The 14,721-nt window shown below is 61.6% G+C and carries 15 protein-coding genes; 9 read left to right on the top strand and 6 right to left on the bottom strand.

Annotated elements, in window-relative coordinates; genetic code table 11:
- The first annotated feature begins 54 nt into the window (after positions 1-54).
- A complete protein-coding gene (locus GIV26_RS21205; protein WP_054897740.1) occupies positions 55-1,002 on the top strand; it encodes a LysR substrate-binding domain-containing protein in 948 nt (315 codons plus the stop codon).
- A 213-nt stretch (positions 1,003-1,215) separates the two neighbouring features.
- Positions 1,216-1,626 (top strand): HPF/RaiA family ribosome-associated protein, encoded by a 411-nt coding sequence (locus GIV26_RS21200; protein WP_003188815.1) that lies wholly within the window; start codon positions 1,216-1,218, stop codon positions 1,624-1,626.
- Positions 1,627-1,682: 56 nt separating this feature from the next.
- On the opposite strand, the gene GIV26_RS21195 is transcribed toward GIV26_RS21200, so the two are convergent.
- Positions 1,683-3,194: an MFS transporter gene (locus GIV26_RS21195; RefSeq protein ID WP_236282075.1), complete on the bottom strand. Its 1,512-nt coding sequence runs from the start codon at positions 3,192-3,194 to the stop codon at positions 1,683-1,685.
- A 104-nt stretch (positions 3,195-3,298) separates the two neighbouring features.
- On the opposite strand from GIV26_RS21195, the gene GIV26_RS21190 reads away from it, so the two are divergent.
- Positions 3,299-4,171 carry a LysR family transcriptional regulator gene (locus tag GIV26_RS21190; RefSeq protein WP_197901204.1) on the top strand — a complete coding sequence of 291 codons (873 nt, stop codon included), beginning with the start codon at positions 3,299-3,301 and terminating at the stop codon, positions 4,169-4,171.
- 132 nt (positions 4,172-4,303) lie between these two features.
- Here the strand turns inward: GIV26_RS21190 and fecA are convergent, their stop codons facing one another.
- From fecA to GIV26_RS21175, 3 genes are all read right to left on the bottom strand, one after another.
- A complete protein-coding gene (gene fecA / locus GIV26_RS21185) occupies positions 4,304-6,640 on the bottom strand; it encodes a TonB-dependent Fe(3+) dicitrate receptor FecA (RefSeq protein WP_236282074.1) in 2,337 nt (778 codons plus the stop codon).
- A 222-nt stretch (positions 6,641-6,862) separates the two neighbouring features.
- Positions 6,863-7,804, bottom strand: coding sequence for a FecR domain-containing protein (locus GIV26_RS21180; protein ID WP_089041333.1), 942 nt, complete (start codon positions 7,802-7,804; stop codon positions 6,863-6,865).
- Entirely contained in the window at positions 7,801-8,289 is a 489-nt protein-coding gene (locus GIV26_RS21175) for a sigma-70 family RNA polymerase sigma factor (RefSeq protein WP_014717061.1), read from the bottom strand. The genes GIV26_RS21180 and GIV26_RS21175 overlap by 4 nt, the downstream gene beginning before the upstream one ends.
- A 171-nt stretch (positions 8,290-8,460) precedes the next feature.
- Here GIV26_RS21175 and GIV26_RS21170 point away from each other — a divergent pair, with 171 nt between their 5' ends.
- From GIV26_RS21170 to GIV26_RS21150, 5 genes are read left to right on the top strand one after another with little or no spacing between them, the layout of a single operon-like run.
- Positions 8,461-8,763 carry a DUF3649 domain-containing protein gene (locus tag GIV26_RS21170; protein WP_014717062.1) on the top strand — a complete coding sequence of 101 codons (303 nt, stop codon included), beginning with the start codon at positions 8,461-8,463 and terminating at the stop codon, positions 8,761-8,763.
- A complete protein-coding gene (locus tag GIV26_RS21165) occupies positions 8,760-10,334 on the top strand; it encodes a PepSY-associated TM helix domain-containing protein (RefSeq protein ID WP_236282073.1) in 1,575 nt (524 codons plus the stop codon). The genes GIV26_RS21170 and GIV26_RS21165 overlap by 4 nt, the downstream gene beginning before the upstream one ends.
- Positions 10,334-10,660 (top strand): DUF3325 domain-containing protein, encoded by a 327-nt coding sequence (locus tag GIV26_RS21160; RefSeq protein ID WP_034128665.1) that lies wholly within the window; start codon positions 10,334-10,336, stop codon positions 10,658-10,660. Before GIV26_RS21165 ends, GIV26_RS21160 begins: the two co-directional genes overlap by 1 nt.
- A 7-nt stretch (positions 10,661-10,667) precedes the next feature.
- On the top strand, positions 10,668-11,246 hold the full coding sequence (locus GIV26_RS21155) for an RNA polymerase sigma factor (RefSeq protein ID WP_054897746.1): 579 nt from the start codon (positions 10,668-10,670) through the stop codon (positions 11,244-11,246).
- A complete protein-coding gene (locus GIV26_RS21150; RefSeq protein WP_236282072.1) occupies positions 11,243-12,220 on the top strand; it encodes a FecR family protein in 978 nt (325 codons plus the stop codon). Before GIV26_RS21155 ends, GIV26_RS21150 begins: the two co-directional genes overlap by 4 nt.
- A gap of 230 nt (positions 12,221-12,450) precedes the next feature.
- On the opposite strand, the gene GIV26_RS21145 is transcribed toward GIV26_RS21150, so the two are convergent.
- Both GIV26_RS21145 and yejK read right to left on the bottom strand, forming a co-directional pair.
- Positions 12,451-12,801: a glutaredoxin family protein gene (locus GIV26_RS21145; protein ID WP_054921114.1), complete on the bottom strand. Its 351-nt coding sequence runs from the start codon at positions 12,799-12,801 to the stop codon at positions 12,451-12,453.
- On the bottom strand, positions 12,801-13,805 hold the full coding sequence (yejK, locus tag GIV26_RS21140; protein ID WP_003171997.1) for a nucleoid-associated protein YejK: 1,005 nt from the start codon (positions 13,803-13,805) through the stop codon (positions 12,801-12,803). The genes GIV26_RS21145 and yejK overlap by 1 nt, the downstream gene beginning before the upstream one ends.
- Positions 13,806-14,201: 396 nt before the next feature.
- Here yejK and GIV26_RS21135 point away from each other — a divergent pair, with 396 nt between their 5' ends.
- Entirely contained in the window at positions 14,202-14,483 is a 282-nt protein-coding gene (locus GIV26_RS21135; protein ID WP_003188840.1) for an HU family DNA-binding protein, read from the top strand.
- Positions 14,484-14,721 lie beyond the last annotated feature (238 nt).

The raw sequence follows: 14,721 nt of genomic DNA, 5'->3' as shown, positions 1-14,721 counted from the left end.
ATCAGTACTGACCAACGAATTATCCTAAGACACCCTTTAGCAGGACTAAACGCTATGACTCGCCCCCTCCATGGCCAGACCTATGTCTGGCTGCATGTGTTTTCCTGCGCTGCGCGGCATCTATCGTTCACCCGCTGCGCCGAGGAACTGCACATCACGCCGGGAGCGGTGAGCCAACAAATTCGCCAGTTAGAAGAGCGCCTGGGCTTTCGACTGTTTCATCGGCGTGCGCGAGGCGTTGAACTCAGCGCCGAGGGGCAGCGCCTGGCGGCCGTGGTGGGTGAGGCTTATGGCAGCATTGATGCCGAACTGCAGCGCCTGGACGCCGGGATGATCAGCGGCACCTTGCGCCTGCGTTCGATCCCCTCGTTTCTGGGCAAGTGGCTGACCCCGCGTCTGCCACGTTTTCAGCAGCGCTTTCCGGACATTCAACTGCGCATGGTCGCCGAAGACAGCAGCATCGCCCTGCATGAAGGCGACTTCGACCTGGCCATCGACCTCAACGACGGCAGCTACCCTGGCTTGTTATCCACAGCCCTGTTGGACGAACAGATATTCCCGGTGTGCGCCCCCAGCCTGTTGCGTGGCCGCCCACCCTTGCATGGCCCGGCGGACCTGGCCCATTTCCCGCTGCTGCACGACATCACGGCCTGGCGTGGGAGTTATGAATATGCCGAATGGGAGTTTTACCTCAATGCCATCGGCTACCACGGTGCCGACGTACGGCGCGGGCACACCTTCAACCGCAATCATCTGACTATCGAAGCCGCCATCGCCGGCATGGGCGTGGCGATTGCGCGGCGCACCTTGCTGAACGATGAGCTGGAGCGCGGCACCTTGATCGTGCCGTTCGGCCTGGCCGTGCCCAACCATAAACGCTACGTGCTGCTGTATGCGCCGGGCGCGTTGAACCATCCGGGCGTGCGTGCGGTGCATGACTGGCTGGTGGAGGAAGCGGGTATTTTTCGCAGCTTGCACCCGTTGGGAGAGGGGCAATTGTGAGGAAAACAGAACGTAAGAAGTTGTAACTAACTCCCCACCCTACCAGCGTTTTTGCTCGTCGTCAGGGTTAATTTGTAATGTAGGATTTATCTTTGCAAAGGGGTTGAAATGTTTCAGCAGGTGCTCAATTGTGTAATCAAGAGGTCATGGTTTCACCACCCCGGTGTTGCAGTTTGTGACCTCTGGCGAGCTAGCTGAAATAAGGGAAGAACTATGCAAATCCAAGTCAATAGCGATAACCATATTGAAAGCAGCATCCGACTGGAGGAGTGGGTACGTACTACCATTGAGAGCACGCTCGAACGCTATGAAGAAGACCTGACCCGTGTAGAGGTCTACCTGCGGGACGAGAACGGCGACAAGCCCGGCCCCCACGATTTGAGTTGCCGTCTGGAAGCACGGCCAAAGGGCCATCAACCAGTTTCCGTGTGCCATAAAGCCGATACGCTGGAGCAAGCGATCGATGGCGCCGCAGTCAAGCTCGACCACGCACTGGAACATCTGTTTGGCAAACTGCAAGGCAAGCCGCGCGCTGCCGGTAAAAACCAGCCAATCAACAAAGTGAACGAAGACGCTTTGGAAGAGGAATTCCTGGAAAACGAAAACGCTGCCATTAACGGCTGATTGTTTTTTCATTCCCCCACTGAAAACGGGCCTGCACATGCAGGCCCGTTTTTCGTTCAGCGCTCACGCCGGAAGAAATGCCGGCTCAGCATCGCCAGCCCGCAGGCGCCCAACCCCGCAAACAACATGGCCCAGCCGGCGCCGCTGCGCAGCGCTGTTTGCGCATCCAGAATGGTCAGCCCCGGCGCATCCAGCTTGCCGGCGGCAATATGCTGGCTGAGGCTTGCCCACTCCATTGCCGTGCTGTCAGGCAGCACATGGGCCAGGTTGTGGCTGATCCCTAACAACAACACAAGGCCCATCAGCGCGATATTGAGCGCCAGGGTGATCAGCCGTGCGCTGAAGTCGATGCCCGAGGCCATGCCTGCGCGGTCATTCGAGACGGAGCCGGTGGTGGTGTTGGTGGTCGGCGAATTGGTCAACGCCAGTCCGATACCGGCGATCACGCAACTGAGCAGCACCAGCGCCGTGCTGGGTTGTTCGGCGTAATTAACGGCGGCCATTCCCATGAACCCTGCGCCCATTACCCCCAGGCCCAGGGGAATGATGCGTTCGGCGCCAAAGCGTAGGGCCAGGCGTTCGGCCAGCGGCGGTACCAGCAAAGTCGGCAAGGTGTAGGCGAGCAAGGCGGCGCCTGTGGTCAGCGTGTCGTAACCCAGGCCCGCCTGGAAGTACAACGGCAGGTAAATCATGAACGGCCAGAAGCTGAAGTTCATGCCGATCGAGCCCATCAACGCGCCATTGAAACGTTGGATGCGGAACACCGAGAAGTCGAACATCGGATGGGCGCTGCGCCGCTCAATCAAGATAAACAGCAGCAGCCCGAAGACCGACAGGCCAGCCCAGCCGAGCATCGCCGGGGCGCAAAAGCCGATTTCGCTGCCCTGGGTGATGAAATAAACCAGCGCAAACACCGTGAGTGTCATGGTCAGCATGCCGGCGATGTCGAGGCGATGGTTGGCCGGGTCGCGGGATTCCTGCACGCTGATGTGCAACAACGCCAAGGTGAGCAGGGTCAGCGGTACATGCACCAGGAACACCCAGCGCCAGTCCGCCACGGCCAGGATCATGGCTCCCACCATCGGTCCGAAACCCAGGCCCACGCCAGCGATCACGCCCCATATCGCAAAGGCCCGCGCACGCGCCGCCGGTTCGCGGAACTGATGGGACAAGATCGCAAATTGGCAAATCATCATGGCCCCGGCGCCAATGCCCTGGACGAAACGCGCCGCGATCAGTGTCGGCGCATCGTTGGCCAAGCCACAGGCCAGCGAGGCCAGGGCGAATACCCACAGACACACCACCAGCACACGCCGACGACCGAAGCGATCCGCCAAGGTCCCCGCCGCCATCAGCACGCTGGTGCAGGCCAGGGTGTAGGCATTCATGATCCATTGGGCGTCTTGAAAGCCCGTGCCCAGTTCCTGTTCCAGCGTCGGCAGGATGACCGGCACGCTGGAGATTTCCAGGCCGAACATCAGGGCCACCAGGCAGACGGCGGTGAGGGCCAGGCCGTTCCTGGCGGTGCGCGGGGGAGTGAGGGCCGAGAGTGCGGCGGCGCGGGGCATACGACATTCCTTTCGAAAGCGGGAGGGGCTATTCTCTCGGGAATCAGGTTCTTTATTAGCGATAATTTTTCCTTGAACAAGGGAATAGAGGGCGACAATTAAGCATGGCTACCCCACGTTTTGATGGTGTCGAACTCTTTCTGCAGATTGTTGAAAGCGGCAACCTCACCGAAGCCGCCGAACGCCTGAGCCTCACGCGTTCTGCGGTGGGCAAGGGCCTGGCGCGTCTGGAGGCGCGCCTGGGCACGTGCCTGTTACAGCGTTCCACCCGGCGCCAGCGGTTGACCGAGGACGGGCAGGCGTACTACGAGCATTGCCTGCGCGCATTGGCAGAGCTGGAGGCCGCCGAGTCCGTGTTGGAAAGCGGCCGCCAGCAACCTCGCGGGCGTTTGCGAGTGAGTGTGCCCCTGGCGTTTGGGCATCACTATGCCGCGCCAGCGTTGTGGGCCTTGCTGGATCGTTATCCGGAACTGGAAATCGACCTTTGTTTTTCCGACCGCATGATCGACTTGGTGCAGGAAGGCTTCGATATGGCCGTGCGCATCGGCCCGTTGCCCGACACCGACCGCCTGAGTGCGCGCCTCTTGGGTCAGCAGGTCATGGGGCTGGCGGCGTCACCGGCGTATTTGCAGCGCAAGGGTGCTATTGGCAGTATCGAAGACCTGGCCGCTCATCGTGGCATTGCCTACCGCAGCAACACCGCGCAGCGCTCGCGGCTGGCTTCGCCCTTGATCGTGGACGACCTCCAGGCGGTAGCCGATGCCGCTATCGCGGGCGTAGGCCTGGCCTGGTTGCCGAGTTGGTTGATTGCCCACTATGCGCTGCGCGGGCAGTTGCAGGCCGTGCTGCCCAGCTACCGTGAGCAACCTGCGCCGATCCATGTGATCTGGCCGACGGCGGCGCATATGCCGGCCAAGACGCGGTGTGCCATTGACGCGTTGGTGGCGGCCACCCCGAGTTGCCTGGCGGGCAGTTAGATCCTGAACATACTGAAAACCATCTGTAGGAGCGAGCTTGCTCGCGAAAAACGTCAACGATAACGCGTGTTTGCTGAATGAACGCGGCGCCTGTGAGTTTTTCGCGAGCAAGCTCGCTCCTACAAAATACAGTCAGAACGCGATAGAGGTTTGCACATACACCGTACGCGGCTCACCCACATACTTGCCCTTGTTGTTGTCGTCGAACGAGCGGGTGTAGTACTGCTTGTTGAAGATGTTCTTCACCCCCACCGCCACATTCAAGTCCGACAACTGCGGGCCGAAGTCATAGGCTGCGCGGCTGCTGAACAGCATGTAGCCGGGGATGCGTCCATTGGCACCGTCGGCGCTTTCGGCCTGGGTGTTGGCGTTGTCGGCGAACTGGCTGCTCTGGTAGCTGCTGTCCACATTCAGCTTCCAAGGGCCTTCGGTGTAACCCACACCGAGGGTGCCTTTGTGCTTGGAGGAGAAGGGCACACGGTTGCCTTTGTTGGGGCCGTCTTCGCGGATGGTCGCATCCACATAGGCGTAGGTGGCGTACACATCGAAGCCGGCCAGTGCGGGGCTCAGGCCGTCGAGGGCGTAGTTGATGCTCGACTCGATGCCTTGGTGGCGAGTTTCACCGCGGGCGATCACGGTGTCGTTGGTCTGGTTGCTGTCGTACTGGTTGTCGAAGTTGATCAGGAATGCGCCGATTTCTGCGCGCAAGCTGCCGTTGTCGTAGCGCGTGCCGAGTTCCCAGGTGCGGGCTTTTTCCGGTTTCACTTCGCCACTGTTCACACGGTTGGGCATCTGGCTGTACTGCACGCTGCCGAACGAGCCTTCGGTGTTGGCGTAGAGGTTCCAATCATCTGTGAGGTGATAGAGCACGTTCAGCGCTGGCAGTGCGGTGTTGTAGTCGCCCTTGTATTTGACGTTGCTCAGGTTGTTAGTCTGCTGGGACTCGATCATCTCGTAGCGAATGCCTGGGGTGATGGTCCACTTGCCGATGTCGATGCGGTCGTCGATGAAGAACGCATTGGCTTCGGTGCCGCCGCGCGTGTCGCGGTCGTTGCGGCTGTTGGTGGTGGGGATTTGCTGGTTGACGGCAATCGGCGTGCGGTAGCGCAGCTCGTGGCCGGCTTCATTGATGTAGCGGTAGCCAACACCCACTTCGTGGCTGGTGGGGCCGAGGTCGAAGCCCTGGGCGAAGCGCGTTTCCAGGCCACGTACCCAATATTCCCGTGGCGACAGCGACAGGAAGCTGCCTTGGTCCAGGTAGCCGCTGCGCAGGGTCTTGGTGAAGAAACTGTTGACCGTGAATTCGCGGCGGTCCTGCTCGTAGCGATAGCCCACATTGAACATCGTGCGGCGGCCCCAGAACTTGTCATACGGGCGGGTGGACTGGTACGGATCAGCCTTGTAGTCCTTGACGTTCAAACCGCCCGGCATGTCGGCCTGGCCTTCGTAGTACTGCGCCATGGCGTTGAAGCTGTTGGCGTCGTCCAACTGGTATTTGCCCTTGAGGATCAGGTCGTCGATGCGCGTGTTGCTGTTTTCGCGCCAGTCGCCGCCGCGGGTGCCGGAGTACAGCAGCGCGCCACCCAACCCATTGTCGGCGGTGCCGCCAGCCAGCAAGTTGCCGGTGGTCTTGAAGCCGTCGTGGCTGGAGGAGGGGCTGGTCTCGGTCTGCAAACCACCCTTGACCGTCGGCGCATCCGGGATGGCACGGGTGACGAAGTTGACGATGCCACCGACGTTTTGCGGGCCATAGCGCACCGCACCGCCGCCGCGTACCACATCCACCGCGTCCATATTGCCCATGCTGATCGGCGCGAAGGAGAGTTGCGGCTGGCCGTAAGGCGCGAAGGGCACCGGGATGCCATCCATCAGCACGGTGGAGCGCGACGCCAGGCGCGGGTTGAGCCCGCGAATGCCGAAGTTCAGCGCCATGTCGTGGCTACCGGTGCCGTTGTTGTCCGGGGCGTTGACGCCAGGGATGCGGTTGAGCACTTCGCGGGCCTGGGTGGCGCCCTGGCGTTCGAATTCTTCACGGCGGATCACATCTCGGGCGCCGGGGTGTTCGAACACGTTGGTTTGCGCCGCGTCACCGAGCCAGTCGCCGACCACGTTGGAGGTCTGCAGCTCCAGGGTCGCAGGGGCGCCAGCCGGTTGCAGGCTGTAGGCGTTGTCACCCTCGGCGCGGGCTTGCAGGCCGGTGCCTTCCAGTAGTTTTTGCAAGCCCTCGGCAGCGCTGTAGCTGCCCGACAACCCAGGGCTTTGCATCCCGGCCGTCACGGCGGAACCGAAGGACACCAACACGCCGGCTTCACGACCGAATTGATTCAGGGCCGCTTCCAGGGTGGTCGGGGCGATATGGTACGCCTTGGCGTCGGCTGCCATCACCGCCGGCAGTGTGGTCAGGCTGAGACTGGCACCGAGCAGGAGTTGGCGCAGTGTACGGGCGAGAAGCGTCGGGTGCTGGGGCATGAAGGGCGGTCCTGAGAAGGAAGGATCAAGGTGGCTTTCCTTCTCTGTCACGCCAGGTGCGGAAAACGGCTCACAGCTGCAAAAAAATATTTCGAGCTCACCGCCCACTGTAGGAGCGAGCTTGCTCGCGAAGGTCGTCAACGATCACGCGGGTTGTCTGGTTTAACGCGGTGGGTTGAGGTTTTTCGCGAGCAAGCTCGCTCCTACAAAAAGCGCTATGCATCACGCACGTGCCTGCACGGTCACCCAATAACGGGTAAAGCGCCGCACTTTCACCGGCAGGCTGATCTCCAGCAGGTCGAGGATGCGTTCGCTGTCATCCAGTGGGTAACTGCCGGACAGCAGCAGGTTGGCGACTTGTGGATCGCAATGGAGCTGGCCGCGACGGTAGCGTCCCAATTCATTGAGGAAGTCTTCCAGGCGCATGTGTGCGGCCACCAGCATGCCGTCGGCCCAGGCGCCGCTGTTGGCGTCGGTGGGGCGCGGGGTGTCCCAGCCTTTGCGGGTGAAATTGACTTGGTGCGCGGCGTCGACACTAAGCGGCAGGCCGTTGTAGCGGTTGGGCATCACCTCGACCTGACCGGCCAGTACCGCCAGTTGGGTGTGGTCGTTGAACTGGCGCACAGTCAAGCGCGCCGCCTGGCTGCTGAGCAGGCCCTGGCCGGTCAGCACGTGCAACGGCGCCTGGCCTGCACGGGCGGTGAGCAGGATTTCACCTTCAAGCAGGCGCACCAGGCGCTGTTGGCCGTCGAAATGCACATCCACCGCGCTGCCGGTGTTGAGCTGCAACTGGCTGCCGTCGGCCAGCTGTACTGTGCGGCGCTGGCCCACCGGGCTGCGATAGTCAGCCGTCAGCGGCGGCAGAATATGTTGCTGGCGCAGGCTCCAGGCGGCGGCCGAACCGGCACCCAGAATCAACAGCAATTTAAGCGCCTGACGCCGGCTGGTGGAGGTGGGCGCGTTCAACGCCGCGTGGGCCAGGGGCGAGGGCACGCCGCGCAGGCGTTGGTTGACGCGCTGGATCTGCTCCCACGCGCGTTGGTGTTCGCTGTGGGCATTCAACCATTGCTGCCAGGCCGCCTGCTGGCGTGGGTTGAGCGTGCCTTGCTGCATTTCCAGCAACCAGTGCACGGCTTGTTCGGCGACTTGGCTGGAGACATTCATAGGGCGAAGTAGCAGCGCATGGCCGCTTTGGTCAGGTGGCGTTTGACCGTGGCGATGGAGATGCCCAGTTGCGCGCCGATTTGCGCGTAGGTCAGGCCGTCGAGTTGGGCCAGCAGGAAGGCGCGTTTGACCTGCTTGGGCAAGCCGTCGAGCAGTTGGTCCAGTTCCAGCAGGGTCTGCAGGATGATTGCGCGGTCTTCTTCCGACGGCGCCACGTGTTCGGGCATCTGCGCCAAGGCCTCGAGGTAGGCGCGCTCCAGGTCCTGGCGGCGGTAGAAGTTGAACAGCACACGCTTGGCCACGGTGGTGAGGAAGGCGCGCGGCTCGATCAGCGTTGGCGCTTCCCGCGCACTGAGCACGCGGATAAAGGTGTCCTGAGCCAGGTCGGCGGCGTTTTCCGGGCAGCCGAGCTTGCGTCGCAACCAGCCGGTGAGCCAGTGGTGATGGTCGTTGTACAACACTTCGACGGGGTTGGACGGCTGCAACGCGATCACTCCACAAGCATTCGACATGCTTTAGAGAACAAGAATTGTTCGCATTGTAGGGCGCATGACAAGGTTCGGCAATCGGCCAAGGCAGGTGATTCATCCGTTCTCTTTTGCTTATGAGAATATTTATCATTAATATTGCGCGCTGATGAACCAGGCGCCTGCCGCATGAAAAGCAAAACCTCATTGCCCGTGTCCTACCGCCTCGCCGTCACCTCGCGCGTGCTGGCGGCGGTGATTGGCGGTTACCTGATGGCTTCCCTGGCCGCCATTTGCCTGGCGCTCTGGCTGCCCACCTCCCGTGCCGATGCGGTGGTCACCGGCATGATGAGTTCCTTTGTGTTCTACCTGCTGGCGGTGCTCTGGTGTTTTGCCTGCCGCACGGCATGGCGCGCCTGGGCAGGGGTGATGGTGCCGAGCGCACTCTTGGCCACCCTGGCCGGCATTGGTTTCTGGATGGCTCGCACATGAAAGAGGGCTTTCGCCAGGCCATGGCATGGCTGCACACCTGGGCCGGCTTGATCTTCGGCTGGCTGCTGTTCGCGATTTTCCTGACGGGCACCCTGGCCTATTTCAAAGATGAAATAACCCACTGGATGCAGCCCGAAGTGCAGGCCCATCCCCTGGACGATGGGCGCAGCCTCGCCGTCGCGCAAAACTACCTGCAACAGCAGGCGCCTACCGCCGCACGCTGGTTCATTACCTTGCCGAACCGCCGCGACCCCGGCTTGTCGGTGATGTGGCAAGACAAGGTCGAGCCCGGCAAGCGCGGCACTTTCATCCAGAAAGTGCTCGACCCCGTCACCGGCCAACCGGTGCAGGCCCGGGAAAGCAAGGGCGGCGAGTTCTTCTATCGCTTCCACTTCCAACTGCAAATGCCTTACCCGTGGGGCCGCTGGCTGTCGACCATCGCCGCCATGGTGATGTTTGTCGCGCTGATCACCGGCATCATCACCCACAAGAAAATCTTCAAGGACTTCTTCACCTTCCGCCCGCACAAAGGCCAGCGCTCCTGGCTGGACGGGCACAACGCGGTGGGGGTGCTGGTGCTGCCGTTTCACCTGATGATCACCTACAGCAGCCTGGTGATTTTCATGAGCATGGTCATGCCCGCGCCCATCGTGGCGTCCTACGGTGACGACAGCCGGGCGTTTTTCAGTGAGCTGTTCCCCGCTACTGACAATGCGCCGGCCCTCGACCAGCCCGACAAACTGCTGCCGTTGATGCCGATGTACCAGCAGGCGCGGGAGCAGTGGGCAGGTGGTCATGTAGGGCGTGTGGCGGTCAACAACCCCGGCGATGTCAACGCCTCGGTCAATGTGTTCCGCGCCGGCTCCGACAGCGTAGTGCATGCGTCGGGCAGTACGTTGTCGTTTAGCGGCACCACTGGCGAGCTGTTGCGGGCCAGTGCCGAGCCATCGTTGCCAGCGGTCGTTGGTGGCAGTTTCTACGGTTTGCACATGGGCCATTTCGCCGGTCCGGCGCTGCGCTGGCTGTACTTTATCTGCGGCCTGGCGGGCACGGCGATGATCGGCACAGGCTTGGTGATCTGGCTGGGTAAACGCCAGCTCAAACACGCCAAGGCCTCGGTGATGCCCTTTGAACTGCGTTTGGTGGAGGTGCTGAATATCGCCAGCATGTCCGGATTGATGATCGCCATTGCAGCGTTTTTCTGGGCCAACCGCCTGCTGCCGGTGAGCTTCACCGAGCGTTCGGACTGGGAAGTGCAGGCGTTCTTTATCGCCTGGGGCCTGAGCCTGTTGCACGCCTTGCTGCGGCCCGGTCGCCAGGGCTGGGTCGAGCAACTGAGCCTCGGCGCGCTATTGTTTGCCGCCATTCCATTGCTTAACGCCATCACCACCTCGCACCACTTGGGCGTCTCCGTGCCAAGTGGCGACTGGGCCATGGCCGGCTTCGACCTCACCTGCCTGGCGAGTGGCGTGTTCCTCGCCTGGGCAGCCTGGACGATGCACCACCGCAGCGCGCCGCTACCCAAGGCCGAGCGTGCCCGCGGGTTAACACTCAAGCAGCAGGCCAACTGATGCTTCTGGCGCTATTGATGTGCTACGCCGGGTTCATGGCACTGTGCTTGTCCACCGACCGTCACCACGGCGAACTGCTGCACAGCAAACCCACGCCCATTCGGCGCTTGGGGTTGCGGGTGGGCGGTTGGTTGCTGCTGGGCGTGTCGATCTGGCCATCGGTGCTGGGCGCCGGTTGGAGTCAGGGCCTGGTGGAGTGGTGCGCGGTGTTGATGCTCAGCGCCTTGCTACTGGTGTTGCTGTTGCCGTATCGGCCGAGGCTGGCCTTGATCCTCGCGGGGCTCGCTCTTCTGGCCAGCCCTGTTGCGGCGTTCGCCCTCTCTTGAGCCGGCCATGAGGACCCAACCACCGCAATCTTCTCAGGACACTCCGCACCCGGATGCAGCGGGTGGACGCGCGCATTTCCTGCAGGTGTTTTTGTCCCAGCGCTCGCAAATGGAGGCGTTGGTCAGCCGCCGTGTGGGTTGCCGCGCCACGGCAGCCGACCTGGTGCAGGATCTGTTCCTGCGCTTCTGGCGTCGCCCGCTGGTGCAGGTCGAAGAGCTGAGCACCTACCTGCTGCGCTGCGCCGGCAACATCGCCATCGACCACCTGCGCAGCGAAAGCGCACGGGCGCGCAGCAGCGAAGGCTGGCTACCGGAACAATCCGACCACCAAGGCTGCGAACCCCAGGCAGCGCTGGAGGCGGGCAATGATCTGCGTCATGTGGAAGCCGCCTTGCGCAGCTTGCCCGAGCGCACCCGCCAGATTTTCCTGCTTAACCGCATCCACGGGCGCAAGTACACCGAAATTGCCAAGGCCATGGGCCTGTCCCAAAGCGCCGTGGAAAAACATATGATGCGCGCCCTCGAAGCCTGCAAGGCCAGCCTTCGCGAACCATCGCCTCCACGCACGCCAGGGAACGCCCCGTGAACGTCACGCCCACGCCCGCCCAGGAACAGGCCGCGCTCGATTGGTTGTGCCTGCTGCATGACCAGCCCAGCAGCGGCGACCAGGCCACGTTCAGCCGCTGGTTACGCGCAGATCCCGCACACGTCGAGGCATACTCCCAAGCCCAGGTGCTCTGGGAATTAAGCGAAGTACCGGCGCGCCAGCTGGCCGACGAGGACGCGCTCGCGTTGCAGGGCTACCTCAACACGATCAACGCCTCCAAACGCTCCCGGGTAGCGCGTTGGTCTGGTGCCTTGGCCGTCGCCGCCTGCTTGCTGCTGATGGTGTCGATGGGCATCGGTTGGCAGCCGTCACGCTGGGTCGATGAGTGGGGCGCCGATTATGTGACGGCGCCGGGGGAGGTGAAGACCTTCACCCTGGCCGATCAATCCAAGGTCACCCTCGACGCCGACAGCGCCATCGCCGTGGATTTCAGCCAGGGCGAACGGCACATCCAATTGCGCCGTGGTGCAGGTTTTTTCAGCGTGACCCACACCGGCCAACCCTTCGTGGTGGAGGCGAGCGGCGGTGAAACGCGAGTACTGGGAACTCAGTTTGAAGTGCGCCTGCAACCTGACGGCGCCGAGGTCACTGTGCTGTCCGGCCGTGTGGGCGTGACGCCCTCCAAACAGGGCCAGCAACAGGTGCTGACAGCAGGCCAGCAAGTGGCCTACGCCGATGGTATTGCCGACCCTTTGCATGGGGTCGACAGCGCCTCACGCCTGGCCTGGCGCGAGGGTTGGCTCAACTACTACAAGGCCCCCCTGGCCGATGTGGTCGAGGACCTGAGGCGTTATTACCCCGGTCGAATTCTTCTGCTTAACGAGGACATGGCCGCCAAACGCGTCAGCGGCAGCTTTCCGAGCCAGGACCCTGTAGCGGTCTTGAACGCCTTGCAAGCGGTGCTGGGTTTTGAACAGCACAGCCTGTTGGGCCGCATGATTGTGCTGCGCTAGGGCTGCGTTGGGGTTTTCGCTGCTGAATCTGTCAGGCAAGAAATACCTCAGCTCGACACGCTCGGCGATGGTGTCGCTGGAGGCCAATTTTAAATCACACCCCAGAGCTCGATGCGCAGAGCAGACTTGTGTGGGAGCTGGCTTGCCTGCGATAGCGGTGTGTCAGTCACAGGTATTGAACCTGTTACACCGCCATCGCAGGCAAGCCAGCTCCTACATTTGATTGGGTGTTACTTCAGGGCGGCCATGATTGCTTCGGGGTTGTAGTCGCGAATCAAGGTGCCGTTCACGTCCACAAACGGAATCCCGCCACCGCCCAGCGCCTCATACGCCTTGCGCGCCTTGGCATCCTTCTCGATATCGACGGCTTGGTACGGGATACCCTTCTGGTCCAGAAAACGCCGGATCTGCTTGCAGTACCCACACCACTCGGTGGCATAGAGCACCACCCGCGCAGAGGCACGTACGTGCTCGGGCGCCACCTGGGACGGGTTGAACAGCCGCTCCACCTTGCCCCAGTTCTGGATCGCAACCACCACCAGCAACACCAGCAGGACTTTCTTGAGCACCCCGCCCAGCATCAGTTACGGCGCTTGAGCTGGTCGGTCAGTTGGGTCGGCAGGCCCTTGATGATCAAGGTGCCGGCGGCTTCGTCGTACTCGATCTTGTCGCCCAGCAGGTGCGCTTCAAAGCTGATGGACAGGCCCTCGGCGCGCCCGGTGAAACGCCGGAACTGGTTGAGGGTGCGTTTGTCGGCCGGAATCTCCGGCGACAGGCCGTAATCCTTGTTGCGGATATGGTCGTAGAAGGCTTTTGGCCGATCCTCATCGATCAGTCCGGAGAGCTCTTCCAGGCCCATGGGTTCGCCGAGCTTGGCCTGGCTGCTGGCGTAGTCCACCAGGGTCTTGGTTTTCTCGCGGGCGGACTCGTCGGGCAGGTCTTCGCTTTCAACGAAATCGCTGAACGCCTTGAGCAGGGTGCGGGTTTCGCCCGGGCCATCCACGCCTTCCTGGCAGCCGATAAAGTCGCGGAAGTACTCCGAGACCTTCTTGCCGTTCTTGCCTTTGATGAAGGAGATGTACTGCTTGGACTGCTTGTTGTTCTGCCACTCGGAGACGTTGATACGCGCCGCCAGGTGCAGTTGGCCCAGGTCCAGGTGACGCGAGGGCGTCACGTCCAGCTCGTCGGTCACTGCCACGCCTTCGCTGTGGTGCAGCAGGGCGATAGCCAGGTAGTCGGTCATGCCTTGCTGGTAATGGGCAAACAGCACATGGCCGCCGGTGGAGAGGTTGGATTCCTCCATCAGCTTTTGCAGGTGCTCTACCGCCGTGCGGCTGAAGGTGGTGAAGTCCTGGCCACCGTCAAAGTATTCCTTCAACCAACCGCTGAACGGGTGCGCGCCGGACTCGGCATGGAAGAAACCCCAGGCCTTGCCTTGTTTGGCGTTGTAGCTCTCGTTGAGGTCGGCAAGCATGTTCTCGATGGCGGCGGACTCGGACAGCTCCGAGTCGCGGGCGTGAAGAACTGCGGGTGTGCCGTCGGGTTTTTTGTCGATCAGGTGGACGATGCAATGACGGATCGGCATAGGCTTCTCGGCTGGTTGAAGGGGAGCGGTTGGCCTCCCCGAAAAGTCGCCCAGTGTACCGCACCCATTGGTCAAGACGTGCCCCGAACGGCATTTTGCACGCCCTCCCACTGGCCATATGCCTTTTTTTCACGGTTTAGAGCGATAAAGCTGACCAAATGGGTATGTTGAGGCGGATATTTCCCCGTCTCTGTGCTAGTTTTGCCCCGTCTTACGCCAAGTCTCGGCGTTAAGCGTGCATTCAGCATTTGTCAGGTCGAACCAATCCCCGTTTCAAGCATCTATAACCCCGATCTCCGTGGTTATGGCCGGGGATGCCAGGCCATGACGGTCGGGCTCGACGGCTGACACTGCACTCTGCAATCCATATGAATTTGATAGGGAAGGAACACCACAATGGCTATTACTAAAGACCAACTGATCGCTGACCTGGCTGAAGCAGTAGACGCACCGAAAACTACCGTGCGCGCTCTGCTGGACCAACTGAGCCAAGTTGTTGCTGATCAGCTGGAAAATGGCGGCGAAATCACTCTGCCAGGCGTTGGCAAACTGAAAGTGACCGAGCGTCCTGCCCGTACTGGCCGTAACCCTTCGACTGGCGCTGCCATCGAAATCGCTGCCAAGAAAGTTATCAAGCTGGTTGTGGCTAAAGGCCTGACCGACGCTGTTAACAAGTAAGACGCAGCAAAAAAACCGTGCTTCGGAGTGATCCGGGCACGGTTTTTTATTGCCTGCGATTTTATTGTAGAGCGCGGTTATTGTGGCGAGGGAGCTTGCTCCCGCTGGGTTGCGCAGCGGCCCCAGGATTCGGTGGTCTCGCTGGTTCCGGCCGCGGGTGAGGCTCCCAACCCCGCCGATTATTCTCATCTCCCGCTGCCGAGGCAGACTCTCGTCCGTCTCTTTTTCTTGGTAGTGC

The sequence above is a fragment of the Pseudomonas sp. PA-1-3F genome, from assembly GCF_021609665.1.
Lineage (GTDB): Bacteria > Pseudomonadota > Gammaproteobacteria > Pseudomonadales > Pseudomonadaceae > Aquipseudomonas > Aquipseudomonas paracarnis.
This window is presented reverse-complemented; position numbering and strand designations above follow the sequence as displayed.